A 25,734-nucleotide genomic window follows, 5' to 3' on the forward strand; every position below is an offset into this window, starting at 1 on the left:
AGTGTACGTAAAAATGGAACAGCGTATATTGGCTTATCAGCCCAAAAATTTTTTTTGTGAAACATTGAGCTAACTGTCGTCCGTAGGCACTATCGCAAAAAGAAGTTGTTTGTTTGACGCTCGAAAGAGCCTTATTGAAAGAAGGGTACGCTATGCACATGCCATCGCCTAATACTGTAGCTCCCGCTCAAGGTTTATATCAGCCTGATGAGTTTAAGGATAACTGTGGTTTTGGACTGATCGCCCATATGAAGGGTGAATCAAGTCATCATCTAGTTGAAACCGCGATTCACAGTTTAAGTTGCATGACGCACCGTGGTGGTATTGCCGCAGATGGCAAGACGGGAGATGGTTGCGGCTTATTATTGGCGATGCCAAAGCAATTTTTCCGTGATGAAGCAAAAAAACTGAGTGATATTACACTGAGTGAAATTTTTGCTGTGGGTACTGTATTTTTAAATACTGATCCGGCATTAGCGCAACATTCTAAAAATATTTTAACGAAAGAAATTGAGTCAGATGGCTTACGTGTACTGGCTTGGCGTGTTGTCCCTACAAATAACGATGCACTAGGTGAAATTGCGCTTCAATCTTTACCGGCTTTTGAACAGGTCATTGTGAACTGTCCAATGGGCGTGACTGAAGTTGAATTTAACCGTAAATTATTCTTAGCACGTCGTCGTGCAGAACAACAATTACAAAATGATCCGTCATTCTATGTGACTACGCTTTGTTCGACAGTAATCAGCTATAAAGGCTTGATGATGCCGGCTGCAATTGCTGAGTTCTATACAGACTTAGCAGATGAGCGTTTAAAATCACATATCGTGGTATTCCACCAACGCTTCTCTACTAATACATTACCGCGTTGGCCGTTGGCTCAGCCGTTCCGCTACCTTGCTCATAATGGTGAAATCAACACAATTACAGCAAACCGTAACTGGGCGCTGGCGCGTACTCCTAAATTTGAAAACCCATTATTACCAGGTCTTACTGAGCTTAACCCAATCGTTAACCGTACGGGTTCGGATTCTTCAAGCTTAGATAACATGCTTGAGATCTTAGTCGGTGGTGGTATGGATTTATTCCGTGCCTTACGTATGCTCGTACCACCAGCTTGGCAAAACGTAGAAACTTTAGATGCAGACTTGCGCGCATTCTATGAGTTCAACTCTAAACATATGGAAGCTTGGGATGGCCCAGCAGGTCTCGTTATTCAAGATGGCCGTCATGCGATCTGTATGCTTGACCGTAACGGTTTGCGTCCTGCGCGTTGGGTAATTACCAAAAATGATTACATTACCTTGGCATCTGAAATCGGTGTTTGGGGTTATGAGCCTGAAGATGTAGTTTCTAAAGGTCGTGTAGGTCCTGGCCAAATTTTAGTAGTTGATACCTTAACAGGCAAAGTACTTGATACTAAAGATGTTAGTACACATTTGAAAAACATGCGTCCGTACCGTGAGTGGTTACGTGATCATGCGATTCGTTTAAATGCAAACCCAGAACTTGAAGAACAATTAGTCGATAAAGGCTTAACTGGCGATGCTTTAAAAGCGGCTCAAAAAATGTTTATGGTGACATTTGAAGAGCGCGACCAGTTGCTACGTCCAATTGCTGAAAGCGGACAAGAAGCTGTTGGTTCTATGGGTGATGATACGCCAATGGCTGTATTGTCTCGTCAAGTACGCCACGTAACAGATTACTTCCGTCAACAGTTTGCTCAAGTGACAAACCCGCCAATTGACCCGCTACGTGAGTCAATTGTAATGTCGCTTGAAACCTGTTTAGGTCGTGAACAAAACGTATTTGAGCAAGGCCCTGAGCATGCTGACCGTATCATCATCTCTAGCCCTGTATTGTCAAATTCAAAAATGCAGCAAATCCGTAGCATTGAGCGTCCGGGTTATGAAGCAGTTGATATCAATTTAAACTATGCTGAAGAAGAAGGCTTGCAAGCTGCGATCACGCGTATCTGTGAAGAAGCGGCGCAAGCGGTTCGTGATGGCAAAACTTTAATTGTTTTAACAGATAAAAATATCCGTCAAGGTTTACTGCCAGCAAACGCAGCACTTGCAACAGGTGCGGTACATCATTACCTCATTAAAACTGGTCTGCGTACTGATGCAAATATCATGGTTGAAACTGGTTTTGCACGTGATCCGCATCAATTTGCAGTATTACTTGGTTTTGGTGCAACGGCTGTTTACCCATATCTTGCATATGACGTGATCAATGACTTGATCGCTAAAGGTGAGCTTTTAGGTGACCCAATCCATGCGCAAGCAAACTTCCGTAAAGGTATTGAGAAAGGCTTATTAAAAGTTCTTTCAAAAATGGGTATCTCTACAGTTGCTTCTTACCGCGGCGGTCAGCTTTTTGAAGCAGTAGGTTTGTCATCTGAAGTTGTTGATCAATGTTTCTTAGGTGTTCCAAGCCGTATTCAGGGTGCAACATTTGCTGATCTTGAAAAAGACCAGAAAAAATTAGCAGCGACAGCTTGGTCAAATCGTAAGCCAATTGATCAGGGTGGTTTGCTCAAATTCGTATTTGATAAAGAGTACCATGCGTTCAACCCAGATGTAATTAATGCATTACACAAAGCCGTTCGCTCTGGTAAATACGAAGACTTTAAAGAATATGCTGAGCTGGTGAATAACCGCCCAGTAGCGACTATTCGTGACTTATTTAAGTTAAAAACAACGAACTCAATTCCAGTTGAGCAAGTTGAATCAGTTGAAGATATCTTGCCTCGCTTTGACTCGGCAGGGATGTCTTTAGGTGCTCTGTCTCCAGAAGCACACGAAGCAATCGCAATCGCGATGAACACGATTGGCGGTCGTTCAAACTCTGGTGAAGGCGGTGAAGATCCTGTTCGTTACGGCACAATTCGTAACTCGAAAATCAAACAGATCGCATCTGGTCGTTTTGGTGTAACTCCTGCATACCTAACTTCTGCTGAAGTATTGCAAATTAAGGTTGCTCAAGGTGCAAAACCAGGTGAGGGTGGTCAGTTACCGGGTGGTAAAGTAAATGGCTTAATTGCACGTTTACGTTACTCTGTACCGGGTGTAACGCTAATTTCACCTCCTCCACACCACGACATTTACTCAATTGAAGATTTGTCTCAGTTAATTTTTGACTTGAAACAAGTTAACCCTAAAGCAATGGTATCGGTGAAATTGGTATCTGAGCCGGGTGTAGGTACGATTGCTGCTGGTGTTGCAAAAGCTTATGCAGACTTCATTACCATTTCAGGTTATGACGGCGGTACGGCTGCATCTCCACTTTCATCAATTCACCATGCGGGTTCTCCATGGGAGTTAGGTTTGAGTGAGGCGCATCAAGCACTTCGTGTAAATGACTTGCGTGGAAAAGTACGTGTACAAACTGATGGTGGTTTAAAAACTGGTCTTGATGTGATCAAGGCAGCAATTTTAGGTGCGGAAAGTTTCGGCTTTGGTTCAACACCAATGATCGCTCTAGGTTGTAAATACCTCCGTATTTGTCACTTAAATAACTGTGCAACCGGTGTTGCAACTCAACAAGATCATTTACGTCAAGAACACTATATTGGCGAGCCAGAAATGCTCATCAACTTCTTCCACTTTATTGCGGAAGAAACTCGTGAATGGTTGGCTGCACTAGGTGTTTCTTCATTGAAAGACTTAATTGGTCGTGTTGATTTGCTTGAAGTATTACCGGGCGAAACTGAAAAACATGCTCACCTTGATTTAAGTGCTCTGTTAACTTCTCATCCTTCTGCTGAAGGTAAAGCACAATACTGTCAAGTAGAAGGTAATGCACCATTCGATAAAGGTGTATTGGCTGAGAGAATGGTCACTGAAATGCTGCCTGCAATTGAGTCAAGCGCTGGTGGTCAGTTCAACTTCAACGTCGTGAACTGTGACCGCTCAATCGGTGCTCGTGTTTCGGGTGAAATTGCTCGTCGCTACGGCAACTTGGGTATGGAAGCACATCCAGTTGTAATGAACTTAACTGGTACAGCTGGTCAGTCTCTTGGTGTTTGGAATGCTGGTGGTTTACACATCCGTCTTGAAGGTGATGCAAACGACTATGTAGGTAAAGGTATGGCGGGTGGTCGTATTTCGATTTTCCCACCACAAGGTTCACCTTTCCAAACACAAAACACAGCAATTATTGGTAATACCTGTTTGTATGGTGCAACTGGCGGTAAGCTTTTTGCAGCAGGTACAGCGGGTGAGCGTTTTGCAGTTCGTAACTCTGGCGCATTTGCTGTAATCGAAGGTGCGGGTGATCACTGTTGTGAATATATGACAGGTGGTGTTGTGACTGTACTTGGTAAAGTAGGCCATAACTTTGGTGCGGGCATGACTGGTGGTTTTGCTTATGTACTTGACCTCGATAATGACTTCGTAGATTACTACAACCATGAATTGATTGATTTAAATCGTATCTCAACAGAATCTATGGAAGATCATAAAGAGTTCTTGTTGCGTATTATCGATGAGCATATCAAAGAAACTGGTAGTGCTTGGGCTTATAAAATCCGCAATGAGTTCGATTTCTACAGCCGTAAATTCTGGCTTGTGAAACCAAAAGCTGCTAATTTGCAAACGCTTTTGAAAACAACACAAGCTGACCCACAATAATTCCACGACTGCAAAGACATAGGCAGGTGCGGGCAACAAGGAAATCCGCGCCTACCCACGGAGAGAGACATGGCAGAACGCCTAAATAATGACTTTCAATTTCTGGATGTACCACGCCAAGATCCAGAGAAAAAAGATATTACTGTCCGCAAAGCAGAATTTGTGGAAATTTATAAACCTTTTACATCGGAAACTGTCACTAATCAGACTCATCGTTGTTTAGGTTGTGGTAACCCATATTGCGAATGGAAATGTCCTGTACATAACTACATTCCAAACTGGTTAAAACTGATCGCTGAAGGCCAAATTTTCCAAGCTGCTGAGCTTTGTCATCAAACCAACACACTACCTGAGGTATGTGGTCGCGTATGCCCACAAGACCGTTTGTGTGAAGGTGCTTGTACCTTAAATGATGGTTTTGGTGCAGTAACCATTGGTAATGCTGAGAAATATATCAATGACACAGCTTTTGCTTTAGGCTGGCGTCCAGATATGTCAGGCGTAAAATGGACTGACAAAAAAGTTGCAATTATTGGTGCGGGTCCTGCTGGTTTAGGCTGTGCGGATATTCTAGCTCGCGGTGGTGTTAAACCAGTTGTATTTGATAAGCGTCCTGAAATTGGTGGCTTACTTACATTCGGTATTCCAGAATTTAAAATGGAAAAGGACGTAATGAAACGCCGTCGTGAAATCTTCACGGGTATGGGCATCGAATTCCGTTTAAATACTGAAATTGGTAAAGACATCACGATTGATGAATTACTTGCAGAATATGATGCTGTATTCATGGGTATGGGAACTTACACCTACATGAAGGGTGGCTTCCCAGGTGAAGATCTTGATGGTGTTTATGATGCACTTGATTTCTTAATCTCTAACGTGAACCGTTGCCAAGGTTGGGAAAAAGATCCAAGTGAATACATTAGCCTAGATGGTAAAAAAGTTATTGTTCTTGGTGGTGGTGATACCGCTATGGACTGTAACCGTACTTCATTACGCCAAGGTGCTCACGATGTAACTTGTGCATACCGCCGTGATGAAAGCAACATGCCAGGCTCTGCGCGTGAAGTAAAAAATGCCTATGAAGAGGGTGTGAAATTCCTATTCAATCGTCAACCAGTCGAAATTGTTGGTGAAAATGGCAAAGTGACAGGCGTAAAAGTGGTAACGACACAAATGGGTGAACCAGATAGTCGTGGCCGTCGTAGCCCTGAGCCAATCCCTGGTTCTGAAGAGGTATTACCAGCTGATGCAGTTTTACTTGCTTTCGGTTTCCGCCCAAGCCCAGCAGACTGGTTTGGTAATGTGAATATTAATCTTGATGGTTCAGGCCGTGTTGTCGCAGCTGAAAAGCAAGAATTCAAATTCCAGACATCAAACCCAAAAATCTTTGCTGGTGGTGATATGGTACGTGGCTCAGACCTTGTCGTGACTGCTATTTGGGAAGGTCGTCAAGCTGCTGAAGGCATTTTGGATTATCTTGGTGTTTAATAAAGACATTTGTTAAATGACTAAAAAAAGCCTACTTCAAGTAGGCTTTTTTATTGTCTACCATTAGTCACTTTGATGTTTTTGGCAAATATAATAAGCTTTTTTGCCCTTTTTAGCTTTTTAAGCTCGCGACATACTCGAAATTTCCTTCTTCAATACAGTAGGTGTTGAATATGAACATCGCAGGTATGACGGCAGAAAAATCATATTTAAATCGTCGAAAAGCGTTGGGTATTACAGTGCGTCGTCTTGAATTTAATCCAAAGGCCATCAAGCGGCACTATTTTGCAAATTCACCCCTCATGTCGCATTTTTTAACTGCACTCTCATCAACGTTTCCGGTGGGTGAGCAATTTTTTGTAAATAGCGTCCGTAATGTGCGTGATAAAGTCTCGGATCCTCAGCTACAAGCGCAAATTGCAGCTTTTATTGGACAAGAGGCCATGCATTCCAAAGCACATGGTGAGTTTAATGAAGCTTGGCGACGTGATGATTATAATCTGGACAGTTTTCAAAATTGGCTAAATGAGCGCGATAAATATTTAAGAACAATTCCACCTAAGCTGCAATTGGCACTCACCTGTGCATTTGAACATTTCACTGCTTTACTTGGGGGATATGTTTTACAACATCCAGAGTTATTAAAAACCCTAGATGAAGATGCGCTAAAACTTTGGGTATGGCATGCGATTGAAGAAATTGAACATCGTTCGGTCGCATTTGATGTTTATCAACATGTATATGGTGATGATCGTATCCGTCGTTTACTCATGCGTAGTGTCACAACAGGATTTGCGAGTCTCGCTTTTTATGGGACAACTCGTTTATTTTGGCAAGATAAATGGAATAGCTTACCTAAAATCGGGGGTAATTTATTTGGATTATATTTGCTGATGAAGATGCTTATTCAGTTAATGCCTGAATACATCGCATATTACAAAAAAGACTTTCATCCGAGTCAAAAAGATTATGGCAGGATGGTTAATTATTGGAAAAGCTCTTTAGCAGAAGAATATCAAATGGCAAGTTTTGAACAAGAAAAAGATCAGCGATTGAGCTAATAGATAACCGGATTTAAAAATCCGGTTTTTTTAAATCAATAAAATAAAAGCAACACAATAATGCCTAATTCATCATACAATCAGGTAAAGAGGTTAAAAATATAAAGAAAAACTTGAGGATAATGTGACGATGAAAACGTTGAAACAATTTGCAATCGCAACAACACTTGCCAGTACCTTACTGTTTTCGGGATGTGGCTATAACACTCTACAAGTAAAAGATGAGGCTGTAACAGCAGCGTGGTCTGAAGTACAGAACCAATATCAACGTCGATCAGATTTGGTACCAAACCTTGTAAACGTTGTTAAAGGCTATGCTAAGCACGAAGAGCAAGTATTAACCGAAGTAACTCAGGCACGTTCTAATGTTGCAGGTTTAAAAGTTGATAAAGAAGTTTTAGAAGATCCTGCTTTACTTGAAAAATATCAACAGGCTCAAAGTCAATTAACAGGGGCATTATCTCGACTCATTGCTGTTTCGGAAAATTACCCAGATTTGAAGGCCAATACTCAATTCCAAGAATTACAAGTTCAGCTTGAAGGTACGGAAAACCGTATTGCTGTTGCACGTAATCGTTACATTACAACAGTACAAGACTATAACTCATATGTGCGTCAGTTCCCTCAGGCAGTAACAGCAAAAGTAATTGGTATGCATCCAAAAGCCAATTTCTCTGCAGAAGCATCCGCACAACAGGCTCCAAAAGTTTCTTTTGATTAATTTTATAAATCAAAGGAGTGCCGTATGAGAAATACTCTATTGCTTCAATCAAAGCAAATTAAGGTCTTTATTTCGACCTTAATTTTGCTCTGTTGTGGTGTTCTTTTTCAGAATACGGCATGGAGTGAAAGTAACATTGCAACTGCTACCGATGAGGCAGACGCAATAGTTGCTGGCAAAATTATTCAAAAGCAACAAACTCAAGCTGCTGCAACTAAACTAGAAGGGCAAGCTGCTTCAAGTTCTGCTCCTCAAGTCAAAGTTGCGAATGATATGGCTGATGGCGAATCAATTCGTGATTTGCCAACTTTAAACCAGCCTATTATTGATCAAGCCAATATTTTAAGCGAGGCTGAGAAGCAGCAACTTGATCAAAAAATTCTAAGTTTATACCAACAAGGCAAAGCGCAGATTGGTGTCGTTATTGTTCCTACCACTGGCCAAGAAGATATCTTTGATTATGCGTTACGTGTTGGTGAAAAGTGGCAATTAGGATCATCTAAACGTGACAATGGATTACTCATTGCAGTCGCTATAAATGACCGCCGTATACAAATACTAACTGGCTATGGTTTAGAAGGTGTGTTGCCAGATATTGTGGCAAGTCGGATTATCCGAAACCAAATTACACCTTATTTTAAACAAGCCCAATATGCGCAAGGTTTGAGTGCAGGTATTGATGAAATCGGAAGAATTTTAAACCTTGATCCAGAAGTAGCACAGCAAGCTGCCCAAGATTTAAAAGAACGTCAGCATCAAGCTGCAGAACAACAGCAAGCCAAGCAGACAACGCTGACAATGGCTTTATTTATCCTTGTTGCTGGAATTGTGGGTTCGTTTATTGTTGGTCGTCCGCTTAGTGCATCTACAGCAGGTGTGGCTGCTGCTGTAGCAGGATTCGTAAATGGGGCAGGGTTGGTCACTAGCTTACTACTTGGTTTTGGTATTTTCTTTTTACTCATTACATCAATTGCCCAACTTATTTTACAGGCCATTCTGAGTGGTTCTGGTGGCGGACGCGGAGGAGGCTTCGGCGGAGGTGGCGGAGGCTATGGTGGCGGCGGAGGTCGTTTTGGCGGTGGAGGTGCTTCAGGCTCATGGTAACAACATCAGAAACAACACAAATTATTACTCAACCAAAAATTGAGGAATCTGTAGAGCCCAGCATAAAACGTTGGTTTAAACATCTATGCTATTTACCTGCCAGTAGTCGTTATTTTTCAAAACAAGATAAGCAAGCTATTGCTGATGCGGTACAGCAGGCAGAACATGGCCATGTTGGAGAAATACAGGTTGTAATTGAAGGCCATATTCCATGTTCACAAGCCTATAGACAAAATACTCGTTTAAGAGCACAGCAATTATTTGCAGAATTGGGCGTTTGGGATACCGCCTTAAATAGTGGCGTATTGTTATACCTAAATTTATGTGAAAGAACAGTAGAAATTATATTTGACCGTGGTATTAGAAATGCGACGAATGATCAAGTCTGGCAACAGATTTGTGAAGCAATAGTACAAAAGCTGAAGCAAAAGCAATACCAACAAGCTGTAGTGATGGGCGTACAACAAATTGGAGAGGTGATGTCACGGTTTTATGACGAAAACATGCCCGATCAATCCAATGAATTGGGGAATGCTCCGATTATTCTTAATTAACTCGCCTTGTAATATTCTTATATTAGCTAATTTTCATAATTTTACTTTTAAAGGTGACTGACAAAAAATGTCACCTACTTATTTATTTTTTAAAGATATTTTGTTCACATAAATAAATATAAACTTTGAATTGTGTATTTTATTTTTTTTAATACGTGAAGTGTTTTTATAAAAAGTTATATGACATTTTTTGTCACTTACTTACACCTGTTTAATATTTAAGAATAGTGGGGTTTTATATAAGTATTTGTTTTTTAATTAAAATAAAAATTGGCATGGATGCTGCTATATAGTTGATAGCTGAAAAAGCTTACATAAAAACATACATACAATCTTTGGGGAAAAGGCTATGAATGCACAAAAAGGTTTTACATTAATTGAACTCATGATCGTAGTTGCCATTATTGGTATTTTGGCAGCGATCGCAATTCCTGCTTATTCAGATTATACCGTACGTACACGTATTTCTGAGGGATTAAATTTAGCGGATAGTGCAAAACAAATGATTGCATCAGATGCTGCTTCAGTAAATGATTTAAAGTCGGTAGCTGCTACTTGGAATGCGCAAGCTGAAGGCAGTGGTGCAAACTCTAAATATGTTACTTCTGTACAGATTAATGAATCTACAGGCGAAATTGAAGTTGTTTATAATGCATCAGCCGTTGGTATTGGTACATCAGCTAATAAATTATTCCTTAAACCTTATGTTCGTTCTAAGAAAGCAGGTGACCCAGGCGTAGCATTAGATGCCGCATTAGCATCTGGTGAGACTGGAGCAATTGATTGGGGTTGTTCATCTGCTACACATAGTGCTGCTACAGATGCAAAACTAGAGACTGGTTTAAGTACTGGTACATTAGAAGCAAAATTTGCTCCAGCTGCTTGTCGTTAATTTTTAGATGAATAAAAGAGACCGTTTTTTCGGTCTTTTTTATTAAGTACAGAATAGTTAAGAGTATTAAGATGTCTAAGCGCTTTAAGTTCTTTCTAAGCCACTTATCTATTTCGATGATAGTAGCTTTAATTATTCTCATTTGTTTTTTTCTTGTTTGGTATCCAGAACCTTTAGCCAAAGCTGTAGGAGCTATTCACCTCTTTATAATGATAATAGCTATAGATGTTATATTAGGCCCTGCCTTAAGCTTCTTTGTATATAAAGAAGAAAAGAAAACACTTAAATTTGATTTAACAGTAATCATCCTAATTCAAATTTTAGCTTTAGGATATGGATTATATAGCATTGTTCAAGGTCGACCTGCTTGGGTGATCTATAATGTTGATCGTTTTGAGCTTGTACGTAATAATGAAATTACTAATACCAATCTTCAAACAGTTCGGCCACAATTCCGTTATCCTTCTTGGTTTAAGCCCAGCTTTGCCGCTGTTGAAGTGCCAAAAAATAAGGAAGAGCGCAATAAAAGTATGTTTGATGAAATATTTAGTGGTATTTCTTCTGCTCAACGGCCAGAACTTTATGTAGATTTAGTACAAATTAAGCCTCTTATACAGCATAGAGTTCAAAACTTAAATGAGCTTGAAAAATTTAATTCTAAACAGCAAGTAAAAGAAATTCTAAAAAAATATCCATCAGCTGATGCTTGGGTTCCTTTAAAAGCGAATGCTATAGATATGGTTGTGTTGATGAATAAGAGCTCTGCTCAGGTTGTTAAAATTGTTGATCTAAGACCTTGGAAGTAAAAGTAAGACATAGGATGAGGGAATATAAATAGGACTTAATTCTTATCATCCTCTTCCATGTATAATTCTCCCAAGTTTTGGCCTTTAACCTTTTACTATGCAAGTATTCTTCCTATTCCTCGCTGCAATCCTGTTGAGTTTTGCATGGTTGTCTCCATTTCATTATAGCCCTTGGGTGATGTTCTCAAGTGAAGTCAGTACTTTTGGGGCCGGGTTATGTGTATTGGCGGCTCTAATTCAACAAAATATTAAAATTCCTAGAGCACAACTATTGTTGCTGCCATTTACTTTAATTCCTATTGTCCAGTGGGGCTTTGGTTTAGTTTTTGATTTAAGTACGGCTTTATTAAGTACATTTTACTTATTAGGTTTTTGGTTTATGGTCTTGGCTGGCTACAACCTATCTTTAGATCAAAAAAAGAGAGATCAAATTTTTTCAGGTTTTAGCTTATTAGTAATTATTACATCGCTATTAACTAGTCTTATAGCAATTTTCCAGTGGCTGAATATTGAATCACATTTAATTTATACACTTCATCTAATTGGTAATCGTCCTTACGGTAATTTCGGTCAACCCAACAACATGGCGACATTCTTAATTATTGGGTTGTTAGGATGTTTATATTTATATGAAAAAAATAAAGTAACATTGTGGTTATTATTGCCTTCAGCATTGATTATTTTATTTACCATTGCATTGAGTCAGTCTCGAACTTCATGGATCGTTTTTCCATTCCTATTCATCTACTGGGTGGTTAAGCAATTTAAAAAGCAAAAAAGATTTGGATTTACTCAAGGCTTCTTATGGTGCTTAGCTTTTTTTCTAATTGCGGGGCTAATCTTACCTTATATCACTCAATTTATTGAATTCTCTACAAATACAGAAATTACTGAAACCAGTTCGTTTGTCGCGCGTGCGGGGTCGGGGCATGAGCGTATAGGGATGTGGATACAAATATTACATGCTATAGCTCAACAGCCATGGTTAGGGTATGGATGGAGTCAAACTAGCGTTGCTGTAGTTGATAGTATTCAATATGGGACAGTGCATGTATGGTTTAATAGTGCTCATAATGTGCTACTGGATATCATCATCTGGAATGGTATCCCATTAGGCGCTGTAATCATTACTTACTTTGTTTTTTGGTTTCTTTGGTTAAATCAACAGGCTAAAAATACTATCTCAATTATAGCGATTATGATGGTATGCGCAGTGCTTATTCATGCTATGTTCGAGTTTCCACAGCGCTACGCTTATTTCTTGCTTACCTGTGGATTCCTGCTTGGTATAGTGCAAGCTCAGACTCCTGTGCTTAAAGGAATTGTCCTCAGTAAACATCTTTTTCGTTTAACATGGGTTGTAGGCTTGCTGCTTATTATTGCAATTCTACGTGATTACAATGTCTATGTTCTGAATAGTAATTTGCTTTTTAATAATAAACGTCCAAATGCTGAATTTATGGGAAGTGATAAAATTTTTGTTTTAACACAGTTTGAGCAGCGTTTACGTTGGATTGAACTTAATCCTAGAACTACCTTATCTGAGAATGATTTAGTAGAATGGGGAAATTTAGTAAAGAACAAAGCAACTCCATACAACTTACGTAAATACGCAAAATTACTCGCTCACAATGGAAAAGTGGAGCAAGCACAGCAGCAGATATTAATTTTGCAACATCTTTATAAGCAAAAAATAACGTTATCGGAATTACTAAAAGAGAAGTAATAAAAAATCCCCTTAAGTATAAGGGGATTTTTTTTATGAGAAATTACATTTGGCTCTGGATATAATTTTCAATACCAACATTGCCAATAAGATCAATTTGAGTATCTAGCCAGTCCCAGTATTCTTCTTCTTTTTCTAGAATTTCTTGAACAAGGTCACGAGTGACATAGTCTTGCTCTGTTTCAGCTAAAGCAACCGCTTTTTGAATTGCTTCTATATTTTCTTTTACTTTACGAATGTCACAGTGCAGAACTTCTTCTGTGTGTTGACCAATATAAAGCTTACCTAAATGTTGAAGGTTAGGTAGTCCTTCTAAAAATAAAATACGTTCAATGATTTTATCGGCATGTTTCATTTGACGAATTGATTCTTTATATTCAGCAGATCCAAGCTGCTCAATTCCCCAGTCATTAAACATACGCGAATGTAAAAAGTATTGATTAATTGCAGTTAAATGATGATACAGCACTTGATTGAGCTGATTAATGACATCACGATTGCCTTTCATTGTAGCCACTCCAAAACAATTTCTGCCTCAAACTTAATTAAGGCAATCTATAAATCCATTTTAGTGAACAATCACGGAGATGGCGAGTAATTTATGGAACAGCAAATGAAAATCGCAATCAAAAACAACACAGTATTAGAAAGGATGTTTTTATGTCAAAAAAAACCGCTTGAATGAGGAACTATAAAGGTTCCGCAAAAAGCGGTGGAGGAGTCAATAAATTTTGTTAAATATTAATTTTTATTATGCAGCTACAGAAATGCGAGCAGCGATTTCTGCTAATTCTTCGCTAATGATAGCGCGGGCTTCTGGTGCACAGCGTCCACAGCATGTACCAAGATCAAGCAAGTCGCGAATTTCACGATAGCTCTCAGCGCCATTTTCAATAGCGTCTTTAATATCCTGATCGGTAATGCCACGACACAAGCAAACGTACATGGGAGTGATCCCCAAATATAAATGCGATAATTGATATTATTGATAATTATTATCGTTTGTCAATGAAATTCATTTAAAATCTCATTTATCATTATTGGGATTTTGGATAAAAAAATACCACCTAAGCGGAAATCTAAAAAGAATTTAGATTTTTATACAAAGGTGGTTCGTATTTTAAAAATTAAATATTTTAAAGTTGGATGGTTTAAAAATTTATATCTTATTGATTAATAATTACAATTCCGTCCATTTCTACTAATGCACCTTTTGGTAAGCTTGCTACACCAAGCGCTGCACGTGCAGGGTAGGGCTGAGCAAAATATTCACCCATAATTTGGTTTACGAGTTGGAAATTTGATAGATCTGTTAAAAAAATATTGAGCTTAGCAATATCTGCAAGTGAACCACCAGCAGCTTCACAAACTGCTTTTAAATTATCAAATACACGGCGAATTTGAGCTTCAATACCTTCTACAAGTTCCATACTGTATGGGTCTAAACCAATTTGCCCTGAAAGATATAGCGTATTATCTACTAAAATAGCTTGAGAATAGGTGCCGATAGCAGCAGGGGCATTTTCAGTATGAATGACTTGGCGGGACATTTGGTTCTCCTTGATTAAATCTATTTCCATCATAATCGATGATAGCTTTGGACAAAAGTATCATCGATTTAATTGATTAAGTGAATTTGGAAAGTTTGATTTTGTTAAGGAAACAAAAATTTATAACCAATAGTCTCTATAAAGATTTAGCTTACTTTTGAAATTTCCATTTGCGGAGCAGGAGCGTCTAAACGTTCAATCCGTGGAAAACCATAGTGCATGCGTAAATCACGAATGACTTTTGCAATATGTTTACGGTTATTCACTACAATATTCACAAAAGTTCTTTGCTCATTTGAGTGAACCATCTCTACCCCAGCGTTATTTTTACGACATTGGTAGATCAGGTCTGATACTTGTTCATCATTCATTGCCATATAAATAGCGAGGTAGGCTGTAAAACGTACATCATCTACATCATCTGCTTTCCATTGAAGCGGCATAATATTTTCAGGATGTAAATGTTGCTCATGTAGTAAATTATGACAGCGAATTCGATGCACAATTAACCCTCGACGTGTTAAATGTCCTTGAATTGGATCGCCTAAAATTGGATTGCAACAATGTGCATATTTAACGTCAACTCCTTCAGTGCTTTGAATAAGTCGATCTGAGTTTTCTACTTGTGGATGTTTATCATGAGCAAACAGGTGGTTTGCTACAAGTTGAGGTAGTAAATCGCCAACCGCAATTTGTTCAAACAATGTATTTTTATTATCGATATGGCGCCATTGCAATAGATCTAGCCAGTCAGCTTCAGAAAGATCATTGATTGAACGATTAAAAAGTTTCAGTGCACGAGAAAGGGCTTGTGCACCAACTAGACGTTGTTCTTCGATATCTTGATCTTTTAGTACATGCTGTAATGCACGACGTGCTTTTTGCGTATTAATAAAGCTTAGCCAGTCTGGGTTTGGTGTCGCTAAAACATCCGTAATAATCTCGATAACCTGACCACTAACTAATGGGGTAGAGAGTGGTTTAATCTCTCCATCGACTTTTGCACCAACCGCATGGTTACCTAAAAATAAGCTTGCTGAATAAGCAAAATCAACTACGGTAGCGCCTTGCGGTAGCTCATGCAGTTGACCGTGTGGTGTATATACCCAGATTTTTTCTTGGTGTAGATAATCCAGCAAATCATTAAAAGTTGTTTTAGCACATTCGCCGTCAATCAATGTATTTAAGTTCTGCATTGAAGCCTGAATGGCAGAGCGGCAAGTTTGCGGCGCATTTTCACCTAAAACTACCCCAAAACGGGCAGCTTTACGCATGAGCTCGGTTTGAATGGTAAGAGATAGTGTTGTTTTTTCGCCTTTAAGTTTAATCAATAAAGACTGATTACCGCCGGGTAATGGTCGACGAATGTGGTCTTGGTACTGGATAACCTGAAAGTTTTCTCTTAATGCTTCTTCTAAGCGGTCACAGTCGGCAATGCTTTGTAGAACAATTTCAAAAGCATGACTATGGGTAAGCTCTTGGAGATCCATTTCGTTTTTAACGAAATGGCGTAATAATTCGATATTGTTATTTTTCTTTTTAATACGGCCTTGAATATGATAATTATGCAGAAGTTCAGCGAGGTTTTGTTCCCAAATACTTTGATATTTACAGCGTTCTGGCTTTGTCTGTAGCAGAGCATTCTGAACGTTATCAAACATATCAAGGTCAAGGTTTTGATAGCAGAGATTCTCTAGATTATCGCCCATTTCATTCATGCCGACTAATCTTGCCATCGGTACAAATATATCAAAGGTCTCTTGAGCAATGCGGGCACGTTTATCTGGACGTAAAGCACCTAGAGTTGTCATATTATGATAGCGATCTGCTAATTTAATAATGATGACACGTGGATCTTGTAAGGTTGCTTGCAGAATTTTTCGGAATGAAGCTGCCTTGTTATATTCTTTATCGCTTGATTGGCTAAGTTTGGTTACACCATCGACTAGCTCTGCAACTGTTAGGCCAAACTTCTCAATAATATCTTCTTTTGTATATTGAGTATCTTCAATAACATCATGTAAAAGTGCTGCCATTAAAGTTTCAGCATCTAAACGCATGTTTGCAAGAATACAGCTTACAGCAATCGGATGCAGAATATAGGGTTCGCCACTTTTACGCGTAATGCCAGTGTGTGCTAGATCGGCAAAATCGCAGGCAGCAAGCACTTTTTCGACTTCACTTACCGATAAGTAAGGGTCGATAATTAATTTGAGCTGTTGCTTGGCTTGGCTGACCTCTTCGCCTGGCATAAATCACCCTTTTTCCTATTGCTGAAAAACTAAATCTATCTGCTTCTTAATGAAAAGCATATTGCGGAACTTGTCAATTTTTTCATTTGAAAAAGTGTATTTTTTTTTCAATGAAAATAATTGCTTTTCTCAATATGTTTAAATATGGGACAAAGCCAAATAAAAAACCATCGCAGAAAAACGATGGTTTTTTTATGAAACAGGGTGAATTAGAAAGAAAAACCTTCTAAATTCAAGCTGTTTGTAGAAAGGGCAAGATCAAGACTAGAAGTTTGGTAATCTTGCTCACGTTGTTTAAGAATTTCTTTCGTAACGTGCCCTGCCGCGATTTCGCGCAAAGAAACTACAGTCGGTTTGTCGTTATCCCATTCTACAGTTGGCTCCATGCCTTGACGTGCCAATTGACGAGCACGTTTACTTGCAACGAGCACAAGCTCAAAACGGTTGTCTACATGATCTAAACAATCTTCAACGGTGACGCGTGCCATAAAAGTTCTCGTTCTGGAATGGTAAATTTGAACAGACTAAATAGTATAAAAGGCTTTCGATCTAGACTCAAGTTATTCCTGTTTTGGTTGAGGAGTAATCAAGTCTTGAATTAAAGTTTGGTGACGTTTTGCTTGCTGAGATAGCACTAAACGGTTTGCTGTAATCACAGCTTCAAGCTCATGTAAAGCTTTATTAAAATCATCATTGATAATGATGTAATCAAAGTTCGTGTAGTGCTGCATATCTTCTACGGCACAGCTTAAACGATGCTCAATGACTTCAACTGAGTCAGTGCCGCGATTAGATAAACGCTGGCGTAGATCAAATTGAGTTGGAGGTAAAATAAATATTTGTTTGGATTCAGGGAAAAGTTTGCGGACTTGTTCTGCACCTTGCCAATCAATTTCAAGTAAGACATCGTGTCCTTGAGCTAACTGTTGCTTTACCGTAGCTTGAGAAGTGCCATAGTAGTTACCAAATACTTCAGCGTATTCGATAAAGCCATCATGGTTGACTTGGTCTAGAAATTCATCTTTTGTAGTGAAGTGATAGTGAACACCATCTAACTCACCGGGACGTTGACCTCGGGTAGTATGCGAGACTGAAACATGTAAATTGCTTACACGGTCAAGCAGGGCTTTCACCAAAGATGTTTTGCCTGTTCCTGATGCAGCAGAAACGACAAACAATAGACCCGACATGATATTTTTCCTGATATGATAAAATATCTTCGCTATTGTAGTGTACCGTGCGTTTAAACTGAATAGTTTTAATTGCAAATATTCAAGAGAAATTCCCCTGTTTTATTAATTTTGAGGCTGTTATGGAAATTGTGTTAGCTAATCCGCGTGGTTTTTGTGCCGGTGTTGATCGAGCCATAGCAATCGTCAATCGGGCTTTGGAATGTTTTAATCCTCCTATTTATGTACGTCATGAAGTTGTACACAATAAATTTGTGGTTGACGACCTACGTCAAAGAGGGGCCGTTTTTGTTGATGAGTTAGATCAGGTTCCAGATGATTCAATTGTAATTTTTAGTGCGCACGGTGTTTCAAAAGCAGTTCAACAAGAAGCTGAACGCCGAGGCTTAAAAGTTTTCGATGCGACTTGTCCGTTAGTGACTAAAGTTCATATTGAAGTGACTAAATATGCGCGTGAAGGTACTGAAGCTATTTTAATTGGTCATGAAGGCCACCCAGAAGTCGAAGGCACAATGGGGCAATATGACAAATTAAAAGGCGGTGATATTTATCTGGTTGAAGATGAAGAAGATGTTGCCGCACTTACCGTTCGACATCCTGAAAAACTTGCATTTGTAACTCAAACAACGCTATCTATTGATGATACAGCTAAAGTTATTGATGCTTTGCGTGCAAAATTTCCTCAGATCCAAGGTCCGCGTAAGGATGATATTTGCTACGCAACTCAAAACAGACAAGATGCTGTGCGTGATTTAGCTGAAAAGTGTGATGTGGTTTTAGTTGTAGGTTCACCTAACTCATCAAATTCAAATCGATTACGTGAGCTTGCAGAGCGTATGGGTAAAGCCGCTTACCTTGTAGATAATGCTGATCAGTTAGAGCAGTCATGGTTCAATGAGACGTGTAAAATTGGTGTTACCGCTGGTGCCTCTGCACCAGAAATTTTAATTAAGCAAGTGATTCAACGTTTACAAGATTGGGGTGCTCAAGCACCGAAAGAATTAGATGGGCGTGAAGAGAACATAACCTTTAGTCTCCCTAAAGAATTACGCATTCATGTGACTCAAGCGTAAAGTGTGATTTATTTAACATACTGATTTTAAAAAAGTTAAACAGATAATTGTTGATATGACAGTTATCTGTTTTTTTATACCCTTTATCTGCTTTGTATTTGTTTTGTAAACATAAGACGTAAAATTTAAACAATAAATAAAAATTTTTAAGTTATTTGGGGTTTTGGGGATGAGGGGAGTTTTTCCGCAAGAAGGGTTCACCTTGGTGGAGCTTGTAGTGACGATTGCGGTTATGGCTATTATCGCGATGATGGCTGCACCACTATTTGGGGATATGTTGATTAACCAAAACTTGAATAAAAGTACGGAAGATCTAATTTCAAGTATAGATCAAGCTCGTATGAAAGCTGTATTAGAGCGTAGACAAATAAAAGTGCAATTAAACTCTACTTATACTGCGGATACTAATAATCAAATCAATTGGATGCCAAGTGGGAAAGCTCAATTAAGGACGGGATCTAATACCTCTTTAATATTTTTGATGTCTGGTTTAGTAAAAGATGCAACCGGAGATACTACATTTGAAATTTGTAATAAAGCAGGTGGTGATAAATCAAAAATTATTAGTGTTTCAAGAATGGGGGTAATTCAGTTAACCATGATGGGAACATGTTCATGAAGAATATTAAGTATCAACAGGGTATGGGGATGATTGAGATTCTAGTTGCTTTACTGATTTTGGCGATTGGGATTTTAGGATTTATTGCTTTGCAATATAGAGCTTTGGAAGCAAGTGCAGAGAGCACATCACGTGTACAAGCAATTACGATCGCTCGGGATATAGCCGAACGGATTAGAGTTAATCGTAATTCTTTATCTATTTATAACCAGCAACTTCAAGATCCTGCTAAGCAAAAAGACTTTATTAAAAATTGCTTTCAGGACAATTGTAATGATACAGATTTAGCAGATTTCGATGTTGCACAGGTTGTTAAAAGTGCGTCTTCTGTAGGCATGACTGTGAATATGGTTGCTTGTCCAAAAACTAATAATCGTCAATGTGTTTATATTGCATGGGGCGATACGAGTGCAACAAATGGCACTAGTCCGGGAGATTGTACTCAAGATACTTCGTATAGCGATAATTCAACTTGTGTGATTATGGAGACCTATTAAAATGATAAAAAATCAAGGTTTTACATTAATTGAACTCATGCTTTCTTTAGCCCTGGGACTTATAATTAGTGCAGCAGCCATACTATTATTTTTAACAAGCCAAAAAAGTTTATCTATGCAACTAGGTGTTTCTGATATACAGGATAATGCTAATTTTGGTCTTAATTATTTAACGCAAGATATTCGTCTTGCCAACTTAAATAATCCCAAAGCAGTTATTAATGACCAAACTGCTTATGGTGGTATTGTCTTAACCTCCGCAATTAATTCAGCTAAAGATGCGGCTAATGAACCACTTAGCAATCTTTATAAAACTATTGTTGGTGTAACTGCTAATACTAATTTACTTTCAAGAAGTAACGGGGATAGTGTTGGTAGTGGTAATGCTTGGACTGGAGCATCAAATGCCCAAAGTAATGGAAGTGATATCACTAGTGACCAACTCGTTATTCAATATATACCGCAATATATAGTTGATACCAAAGGTACAACAACTCAAAATGATGATGAATATAAAGGTGGTATAGATTGTGAAGGAAATAATCTGAGTTTTCCTCTTGCTAATGGTCGTCAAGTTATTGTTCAGCGTTATTTTTTACGTAAAGACGCCAAAAATAATATTGATGAGCCTAATCAACCCTTGGCACTTGCTTGTGATGCTGGTTATTACTCATTAACCGGTAATCCATCTGCTATAACTCGTTATGGGGATGCAGGTGAAATCGTAATGAAACGTGTGGATTATCTTCGGGTTTTACTTAATGTTCAAGGGGGAACTGGACGACGTTATATTTCAATACATGATTATTTGAATTTGACAGCTCCCCGTCCACGTATTGTTTCTGTACAAATTGGATTATTAACCCGCTCATTGCAACCTGTAGGTGCAGAAGTAGCAATTAAAGATGACCAGCAATTTTCAGTATTAGATCAAACTATCACAGTAAAAAAGCCTGAGAATTCGACCAAGAAATATGTACGTCAAGTGATATCACAAACTATTGCCTTGCGTAATGTAATTGGGGAGCGTGGTGAATGAAACTGAAGCAGAGTGGCTCGGCATTAATTATGGTACTAATTTTTTTAGTCGCAATTATGATTATTGGCACAATAGCAATTCGTAAAGGTTTGATTAATCTAAATATAGCGACAAATAGTCAAGTACAACAATTGATATTGCAAAATTCGGATGCTTCTTTTTTTCAGATAGAGAATCCAACTAACCTAATTCAGAGCTTAAGTGCGACAGGTCTTTTTGGTTATATCAGCAATGAAAATGACAAAAATAAAGAATTAGTCTTTTGTTATCGTGGAGATCAACGCGACTTTTTTAATATTGGGCGTGCCAGTTTAATGCAGTGGGTAGATGGAAATAGTACACCTACTAATAATGCTTTAGGTACAGATGGATATTGTGATGCAGTCGATACAACCAAGAACTGGTTTACCAGTGGTCGTAAAGCAGTCATGACTCAGGTTGCGATTAAATTTTCGACTATTGGGGAGGATGATCCATTTTATGCTCAAACTCGTGGCCTTGATGAAAAAGAAGGACAAGTTCAGGAAGCCAAACGAGTCAAGATCTTTGCTGTGTCATTAATGCCAAGTTTAAGTAGTGTTAATCGGGTTGATATTAACAAGTGTTTACAACAACACATGAGTGAAGTGACACTCCCAGATGGAACGCCAGCACCAGATGTTACTAATAAATCCGACTTAGATAATCCTCTAAAGTCAGTAGCAGAGTGCTTAACCAGCTTAAATGTTCCATTCACTACGAACGTCACTGAATACACTATTGCACAAGATTTTAATTAATTGGGGAAATAATAATGGATAAGAAAGGCTTAAAACTTTTATATCATTCAAAGCTTCTAACAAGTGCAGTAGCCGCTTTATGCACTGGATTAGTAGCGAGTAGCGTAAGTCAGGCTAGCGATATTAAAATTTATCAGGCAGCGACAGCTGGTAATATTACCCTAACACTTATGATTGACACGTCAGGGAGTATGACGGACTCCAATAGTTATGATGGTACAAGTTATACTCGTTTACAGCGAGTTCAAAATGCTATGGTGGACTTATTACAAGGAAGCAATACAGTCACTAAATTATCAGATGATAAGGTAATCGGTCTATCTAGTTTTTATAATAGCTCAGCTGGTTATATTATTTTACCAGCTCAACCTTTAAATACACCCAATGTTATTTATAAGGGTATTTCCTATGCTACTCAACGTGACGCTTTATTAAAGGCTGTAGCAGATTTTAAAGGAACGGGTAGTACTCCTACAGCTAATGCTTATGCTGAGGTTGCTGCTTACATGATGGGAAAAATAACTGGAACGGTTAAATGGTATGGCTGTGGTAGCAGTGGTTCTACCAACCAATATGATTGTCAATCTCTTTTAACAACAACACCTAGTATATCTAACTATTCCACGTCTTCCCCGTCTAATGGGACGGTTTATTATTATATGCAAACAGGAAGTGGCCGTTCTAAAGTAACAACCTATTATTATAAATCGGTTAGTTCAACTGGTAGTGGTTTTGCTTATTCAGCAGATAATACTAAAATTATTGATAAAACTTTATATGAGATGCCCGGGCCTATTCGAGCACAGGTAAATAATACTGGTACTAATACAAATAAATCTTGTAGTGCGCAAGGTATTTATATGTTGACAGATGGTGAACCCAATGGTTCTAGTGTGACAACTGCAAAAGAATTAATGAAAACAGCTTTGACTAGTGGTTATAGTAGTGCTTTAACTTGTTCAGGCACACTATTTAATGCTGCGAATGCTAGTTATTCATCACAGAGTGCTTGGGAATGTATTAGTGATTTTTCACAGCTACTATTAAATAATACTACAGCAGGAAATGTTTCAAGTACGCCAATGAATCCACTGGGATTAAAGATTAGAACTGCTGTAGTGGGTTTTGGTAATGATTATAATAATATGACTTCATATGATGGAACAGATCTTTCTGTAGAAGCTAATCGCTTATTGAACTTAAATAAGATGCTTTTTGGCGCTAACACAGCGAATTATAAAACTAGAATAAGTGATATTACATCTGCCTTATTCAATAGCGATGTTAAGAAAGCTGCTGCGTGGGGGATTTATGGACAGGGAGGGTGGTACTCTGGCTCTAGCTCACAAGATGTCGTTAATAGTGTAAATAACTTTATTAAAATCTTATCTAGTGATATTCCGGCAGTAACAACAGGTTCACCCACAATTCCTAAAGATAGTTTGAATCCGGCAGTATTGCAAAAAGAAGCATATTTCCCCCAATTTCAGCCTACACCAGATAAGAAATTTCAACTTTGGGCAGGTAACCTGAAAAAGTATAATGTTGTCAATGGTGTGTTAAAAGATAGGGATGGAACCAATATTATTGAAAGCACAGGTACTATTAAAGCTAATTATGATCTTTGGTCAGAGGCAATCACAAATACTAATATTAATGCTGATGATAGTACAATCGGAAGTAAAAAATTTGCCTTAAAAGGTGGAGCTTGGTCAAAGCTTTTATTAAAAATGAATAGCGATAATTCAGATTCGCAACGTAAATTAGTAACTAATCGTTTTTATAACAGTTCAACAAAGACATTTGATAATAGTAGTGGTGATTTAAAAAAAATCTCCCGTGCTAGTTTACTCGCTGGAGATTATCAAACTGATAGTTATAGAGGTTATTTAATGGCGTTGTTGGGGTATCCAATTACTAAAATAGATGCTGAAAACCCCGCTAATATTACATTAACTTCATTAAATGCAATGACTACAGAACTTCGCCAGATTGGTGCAGTTATGCATTCTTCACCATTACTACTTACGAATAGCGGAAAAATTACTTATCTTGACGGTAAAATTGATACTACTGATAGAGATGATTATGTGCTTTTTGGGACAACACAAGGTTTATTACATGTAGTAAAAGCTGGAAAAAATGATGCGGACAGTGAAGGTGGAAAGGAGGTATTTACCTTCGTGCCAAATGAAATGGTTGAAAATCAACCTGCTGCATTTCTCAAAAATGATGTTACAGATGGTGGGATCGACAGCCTTTATTATGGTATTGATGCACCGTGGACTAGTTATACTGAATATGTATTAGATAGTAATCGAGAAGGATTAACTGTAGGAGCAGGTTATCAGTCTGAGACAGGTAAACAGATGGTTTATGGCGGTTTGCGTATGGGGGGGCGTAGTTATTATGCTCTAAACTTACAAGATATGAATAATCCAAAACTAATGTTTCAGATTTCTCCTAAAGATCAGAAAGTTTATTCTAATGCCACAACTACTAGCTATCCAGAATTACAATATATGGGAGGGAGTTGGTCAAAACCTGCTATTGCATGGGTGAATTGGAAAGAAAAAAATAGTCAAGGAACATTCCAAACGAAACGGAAGCGTGTAATGTTCGTGGGTGGTGGTTATGATGAAGGTTATGAAAGTGAGACATATAACCCCTCTATTAGCAAAGGCGCAGGCATATATATGTTTGATGCGGATAATGGTAAATTATTATGGTGGGCAAGTGCCAATACTAATAGTGTAACTGCATCATCAGGTGTGGAAAAAATGTATTCTCCTAACTTGCAATATAGTGTTGTAAGTGAAATCCGGACAGAAGACAGAAATGGTGATGGTTTAGTAGATCATCTTTATTTTGGCGATTTAGGTGGACAACTATTCCGTATCGATTTAGATAATGCTGCTGCAACAAATTCAAGCTTTGCCAAGCTGCCAAAATTATTATTGAATTTACATAATGGTGGGACTGGTCCTCGTTTTTATGAAATGCCGGCTTTTTCTATTTATGATTATAATGGCGTAACATTTGCTGTTATTTCAATTGGTAGTGGAGATCGTAGTACTCCTTTGGCATCTAAAACTTCAGGCAACTATGATGCTGTATACAATATCTATGATCGGGATGTGGCAGCGAGAAATTTATATCAATCAAATTATGAATATCAAGATTCAACTGTAATTAGTACTAGTCAGCTTGGTGAAATTACTAATAATAATTGGAATACATATGATGCAGGCGCAATAGCTTTACTTTCCTCTAAACGTGGATGGTTTTATCGTTATAACGGTAGCCAAACAAAAGTATTTTTTACACCAATTGTTCTAAATCATCGTTTATTTGTTTCAACGTTTGATGGAAGTAAAGATGGTTTATCTGGCGATTGTGGAGCAGGGGTAAAGGGAGAAAGCTTTTTAACGCAGTTCTGTATGCCTTTTGGACAATGTAGTCAATCTATTCTAACAGCTGAAAATAGTCATGTGGAATGTGCGCCAGGTGCGGATTGTTCACAAGGTGCTGGTATTCAGGGTACTACAGTAGTAGATGATGGCAAAGAGAATCAGAATAATAATGATGATGATCCTCCCCCTCCTGAAAATCGTAATACTACTAACAATAAAAATTATTGTGTAAATATGGGTAATCGTGGTGTCACGACTATTGGCGGTATTATTGCCTCGAATAGTAGTAAAATGTGTTTAATACCACAGCGCTGGTATGTCCGTTAAGAAGGA

The 25,734-nt window shown here is 38.4% G+C and carries 22 protein-coding genes and 2 pseudogenes; 16 read left to right on the forward strand and 8 right to left on the reverse strand.

The window, feature by feature from the left end; genetic code table 11:
• Window positions 1-158: 158 nt before the first annotated feature.
• From gltB to ACYU0V_RS01655, 9 genes are all read left to right on the forward strand, one after another.
• A complete protein-coding gene (gltB, locus tag ACYU0V_RS01615) occupies window positions 159-4,634 on the forward strand; it encodes a glutamate synthase large subunit (protein ID WP_171259326.1) in 4,476 nt (1,491 codons plus the stop codon).
• A gap of 69 nt (window positions 4,635-4,703) precedes the next feature.
• The gene (locus tag ACYU0V_RS01620) at window positions 4,704-6,125 is read left to right on the forward strand and encodes a glutamate synthase subunit beta (RefSeq protein WP_002117101.1); all 1,422 of its coding nucleotides are present in this window, start codon (window positions 4,704-4,706) and stop codon (window positions 6,123-6,125) included.
• A gap of 173 nt (window positions 6,126-6,298) precedes the next feature.
• Complete coding sequence (locus ACYU0V_RS01625) at window positions 6,299-7,186, forward strand: metal-dependent hydrolase (RefSeq protein WP_461848789.1); 888 nt, start codon at window positions 6,299-6,301, stop codon at window positions 7,184-7,186.
• 130 nt (window positions 7,187-7,316) lie between these two features.
• Window positions 7,317-7,907 (forward strand): LemA family protein, encoded by a 591-nt coding sequence (locus ACYU0V_RS01630; protein ID WP_002117090.1) that lies wholly within the window; start codon window positions 7,317-7,319, stop codon window positions 7,905-7,907.
• 24 nt (window positions 7,908-7,931) lie between these two features.
• Window positions 7,932-9,011 carry a TPM domain-containing protein gene (locus ACYU0V_RS01635; protein WP_461848790.1) on the forward strand — a complete coding sequence of 360 codons (1,080 nt, stop codon included), beginning with the start codon at window positions 7,932-7,934 and terminating at the stop codon, window positions 9,009-9,011.
• Window positions 9,005-9,565: a TPM domain-containing protein gene (locus tag ACYU0V_RS01640; RefSeq protein WP_461848792.1), complete on the forward strand. Its 561-nt coding sequence runs from the start codon at window positions 9,005-9,007 to the stop codon at window positions 9,563-9,565. Before ACYU0V_RS01635 ends, ACYU0V_RS01640 begins: the two co-directional genes overlap by 7 nt.
• Window positions 9,566-9,914: 349 nt before the next feature.
• Complete coding sequence (locus tag ACYU0V_RS01645) at window positions 9,915-10,457, forward strand: pilin (protein WP_461848793.1); 543 nt, start codon at window positions 9,915-9,917, stop codon at window positions 10,455-10,457.
• 71 nt (window positions 10,458-10,528) lie between these two features.
• Entirely contained in the window at window positions 10,529-11,263 is a 735-nt protein-coding gene (gene tfpZ, locus ACYU0V_RS01650; RefSeq protein WP_068563944.1) for a TfpX/TfpZ family type IV pilin accessory protein, read from the forward strand.
• Between the two features lie 97 nt (window positions 11,264-11,360).
• Window positions 11,361-12,989, forward strand: coding sequence for an O-antigen ligase family protein (locus tag ACYU0V_RS01655; RefSeq protein ID WP_461848796.1), 1,629 nt, complete (start codon window positions 11,361-11,363; stop codon window positions 12,987-12,989).
• Between the two features lie 43 nt (window positions 12,990-13,032).
• On the opposite strand, the gene bfr is transcribed toward ACYU0V_RS01655, so the two are convergent.
• On the reverse strand, window positions 13,033-13,497 hold the full coding sequence (gene bfr / locus ACYU0V_RS01660) for a heteropolymeric bacterioferritin subunit Bfr (RefSeq protein WP_005067113.1): 465 nt from the start codon (window positions 13,495-13,497) through the stop codon (window positions 13,033-13,035).
• 243 nt (window positions 13,498-13,740) lie between these two features.
• Window positions 13,741-13,935: a bacterioferritin-associated ferredoxin gene (locus tag ACYU0V_RS01665; protein ID WP_000289091.1), complete on the reverse strand. Its 195-nt coding sequence runs from the start codon at window positions 13,933-13,935 to the stop codon at window positions 13,741-13,743.
• 102 nt (window positions 13,936-14,037) lie between these two features.
• Between ACYU0V_RS01665 and ACYU0V_RS01670 the strand changes: the two genes are divergently transcribed.
• Window positions 14,038-14,166, forward strand: coding sequence for a hypothetical protein (locus ACYU0V_RS01670; RefSeq protein WP_014207817.1), 129 nt, complete (start codon window positions 14,038-14,040; stop codon window positions 14,164-14,166).
• Here the strand turns inward: ACYU0V_RS01670 and ACYU0V_RS01675 are convergent.
• The 5 genes and pseudogenes from ACYU0V_RS01675 to gmk form a co-directional block, all read right to left on the reverse strand.
• Window positions 14,156-14,539 (reverse strand): RidA family protein, encoded by a 384-nt coding sequence (locus ACYU0V_RS01675; protein ID WP_002116996.1) that lies wholly within the window; start codon window positions 14,537-14,539, stop codon window positions 14,156-14,158. The genes ACYU0V_RS01670 and ACYU0V_RS01675 overlap by 11 nt on opposite strands.
• Window positions 14,540-14,685: 146 nt before the next feature.
• Window positions 14,686-16,791 carry a RelA/SpoT family protein gene (locus ACYU0V_RS01680; protein WP_002116807.1) on the reverse strand — a complete coding sequence of 702 codons (2,106 nt, stop codon included), beginning with the start codon at window positions 16,789-16,791 and terminating at the stop codon, window positions 14,686-14,688.
• A 15-nt stretch (window positions 16,792-16,806) separates the two neighbouring features.
• A pseudogene (locus tag ACYU0V_RS01685) lies at window positions 16,807-16,962 on the reverse strand (hypothetical protein).
• A 38-nt stretch (window positions 16,963-17,000) separates the two neighbouring features.
• Window positions 17,001-17,279: a DNA-directed RNA polymerase subunit omega gene (gene rpoZ / locus ACYU0V_RS01690; protein WP_002116990.1), complete on the reverse strand. Its 279-nt coding sequence runs from the start codon at window positions 17,277-17,279 to the stop codon at window positions 17,001-17,003.
• Window positions 17,280-17,351: 72 nt separating this feature from the next.
• Entirely contained in the window at window positions 17,352-17,981 is a 630-nt protein-coding gene (gene gmk, locus ACYU0V_RS01695) for a guanylate kinase (protein ID WP_002116973.1), read from the reverse strand.
• A gap of 122 nt (window positions 17,982-18,103) precedes the next feature.
• Here gmk and ispH point away from each other — a divergent pair, with 122 nt between their 5' ends.
• On the forward strand, window positions 18,104-19,054 hold the full coding sequence (gene ispH / locus ACYU0V_RS01700; RefSeq protein ID WP_069124532.1) for a 4-hydroxy-3-methylbut-2-enyl diphosphate reductase: 951 nt from the start codon (window positions 18,104-18,106) through the stop codon (window positions 19,052-19,054).
• On the opposite strand, the pseudogene ACYU0V_RS01705 reads toward ispH, so the two are convergent.
• Window positions 19,020-19,315: pseudogene (locus ACYU0V_RS01705) on the reverse strand (hypothetical protein); the annotation flags it as partial. The gene ispH and the pseudogene ACYU0V_RS01705 overlap by 35 nt on opposite strands.
• Here ACYU0V_RS01705 and ACYU0V_RS01710 point away from each other — a divergent pair.
• The 5 genes from ACYU0V_RS01710 to ACYU0V_RS01730 are packed head-to-tail and all read left to right on the forward strand — an operon-like array spanning window position 19,224 to window position 25,728.
• Window positions 19,224-19,673, forward strand: a complete 450-nt coding sequence (locus ACYU0V_RS01710; protein WP_068563940.1) for a pilus assembly FimT family protein — start codon at window positions 19,224-19,226, stop codon at window positions 19,671-19,673. The pseudogene ACYU0V_RS01705 and the gene ACYU0V_RS01710 sit on opposite strands and share 92 nt — an antisense overlap.
• Window positions 19,670-20,170 (forward strand): type IV pilus modification protein PilV, encoded by a 501-nt coding sequence (gene pilV, locus ACYU0V_RS01715; RefSeq protein WP_199113508.1) that lies wholly within the window; start codon window positions 19,670-19,672, stop codon window positions 20,168-20,170. Before ACYU0V_RS01710 ends, pilV begins: the two co-directional genes overlap by 4 nt.
• A 1-nt stretch (window position 20,171) precedes the next feature.
• Entirely contained in the window at window positions 20,172-21,209 is a 1,038-nt protein-coding gene (locus tag ACYU0V_RS01720; protein WP_461848801.1) for a PilW family protein, read from the forward strand.
• The gene (locus ACYU0V_RS01725) at window positions 21,206-21,988 is read left to right on the forward strand and encodes a pilus assembly PilX family protein (protein ID WP_069124535.1); all 783 of its coding nucleotides are present in this window, start codon (window positions 21,206-21,208) and stop codon (window positions 21,986-21,988) included. Before ACYU0V_RS01720 ends, ACYU0V_RS01725 begins: the two co-directional genes overlap by 4 nt.
• Window positions 21,989-22,002: 14 nt before the next feature.
• Window positions 22,003-25,728, forward strand: a complete 3,726-nt coding sequence (locus ACYU0V_RS01730; protein WP_461848803.1) for a PilC/PilY family type IV pilus protein — start codon at window positions 22,003-22,005, stop codon at window positions 25,726-25,728.
• The last annotated feature ends 6 nt before the right edge of the window (window positions 25,729-25,734 follow it).

The organism is Acinetobacter sp. X9 (genome assembly GCF_054889255.1).

Coding starts and splice junctions, on each gene's coding strand:
- gltB (WP_171259326.1), top strand. CDS start 159: ATGCCATCGCCTAATACTGTAGCTCCCGCTCAAGGTTTATATCAGCCT.
- ACYU0V_RS01620 (WP_002117101.1), top strand. CDS start 4,704: ATGGCAGAACGCCTAAATAATGACTTTCAATTTCTGGATGTACCACGC.
- ACYU0V_RS01625 (WP_461848789.1), top strand. CDS start 6,299: ATGAACATCGCAGGTATGACGGCAGAAAAATCATATTTAAATCGTCGA.
- ACYU0V_RS01630 (WP_002117090.1), top strand. CDS start 7,317: ATGAAAACGTTGAAACAATTTGCAATCGCAACAACACTTGCCAGTACC.
- ACYU0V_RS01635 (WP_461848790.1), top strand. CDS start 7,932: ATGAGAAATACTCTATTGCTTCAATCAAAGCAAATTAAGGTCTTTATT.
- ACYU0V_RS01640 (WP_461848792.1), top strand. CDS start 9,005: ATGGTAACAACATCAGAAACAACACAAATTATTACTCAACCAAAAATT.
- ACYU0V_RS01645 (WP_461848793.1), top strand. CDS start 9,915: ATGAATGCACAAAAAGGTTTTACATTAATTGAACTCATGATCGTAGTT.
- tfpZ (WP_068563944.1), top strand. CDS start 10,529: ATGTCTAAGCGCTTTAAGTTCTTTCTAAGCCACTTATCTATTTCGATG.
- ACYU0V_RS01655 (WP_461848796.1), top strand. CDS start 11,361: ATGCAAGTATTCTTCCTATTCCTCGCTGCAATCCTGTTGAGTTTTGCA.
- bfr (WP_005067113.1), bottom strand. CDS start 13,497: ATGAAAGGCAATCGTGATGTCATTAATCAGCTCAATCAAGTGCTGTAT.
- ACYU0V_RS01665 (WP_000289091.1), bottom strand. CDS start 13,935: ATGTACGTTTGCTTGTGTCGTGGCATTACCGATCAGGATATTAAAGAC.
- ACYU0V_RS01675 (WP_002116996.1), bottom strand. CDS start 14,539: ATGTCCCGCCAAGTCATTCATACTGAAAATGCCCCTGCTGCTATCGGC.
- ACYU0V_RS01680 (WP_002116807.1), bottom strand. CDS start 16,791: ATGCCAGGCGAAGAGGTCAGCCAAGCCAAGCAACAGCTCAAATTAATT.
- rpoZ (WP_002116990.1), bottom strand. CDS start 17,279: ATGGCACGCGTCACCGTTGAAGATTGTTTAGATCATGTAGACAACCGT.
- gmk (WP_002116973.1), bottom strand. CDS start 17,981: ATGTCGGGTCTATTGTTTGTCGTTTCTGCTGCATCAGGAACAGGCAAA.
- ispH (WP_069124532.1), top strand. CDS start 18,104: ATGGAAATTGTGTTAGCTAATCCGCGTGGTTTTTGTGCCGGTGTTGAT.
- ACYU0V_RS01710 (WP_068563940.1), top strand. CDS start 19,224: ATGAGGGGAGTTTTTCCGCAAGAAGGGTTCACCTTGGTGGAGCTTGTA.
- pilV (WP_199113508.1), top strand. CDS start 19,670: ATGAAGAATATTAAGTATCAACAGGGTATGGGGATGATTGAGATTCTA.
- ACYU0V_RS01720 (WP_461848801.1), top strand. CDS start 20,172: ATGATAAAAAATCAAGGTTTTACATTAATTGAACTCATGCTTTCTTTA.
- ACYU0V_RS01725 (WP_069124535.1), top strand. CDS start 21,206: ATGAAACTGAAGCAGAGTGGCTCGGCATTAATTATGGTACTAATTTTT.
- ACYU0V_RS01730 (WP_461848803.1), top strand. CDS start 22,003: ATGGATAAGAAAGGCTTAAAACTTTTATATCATTCAAAGCTTCTAACA.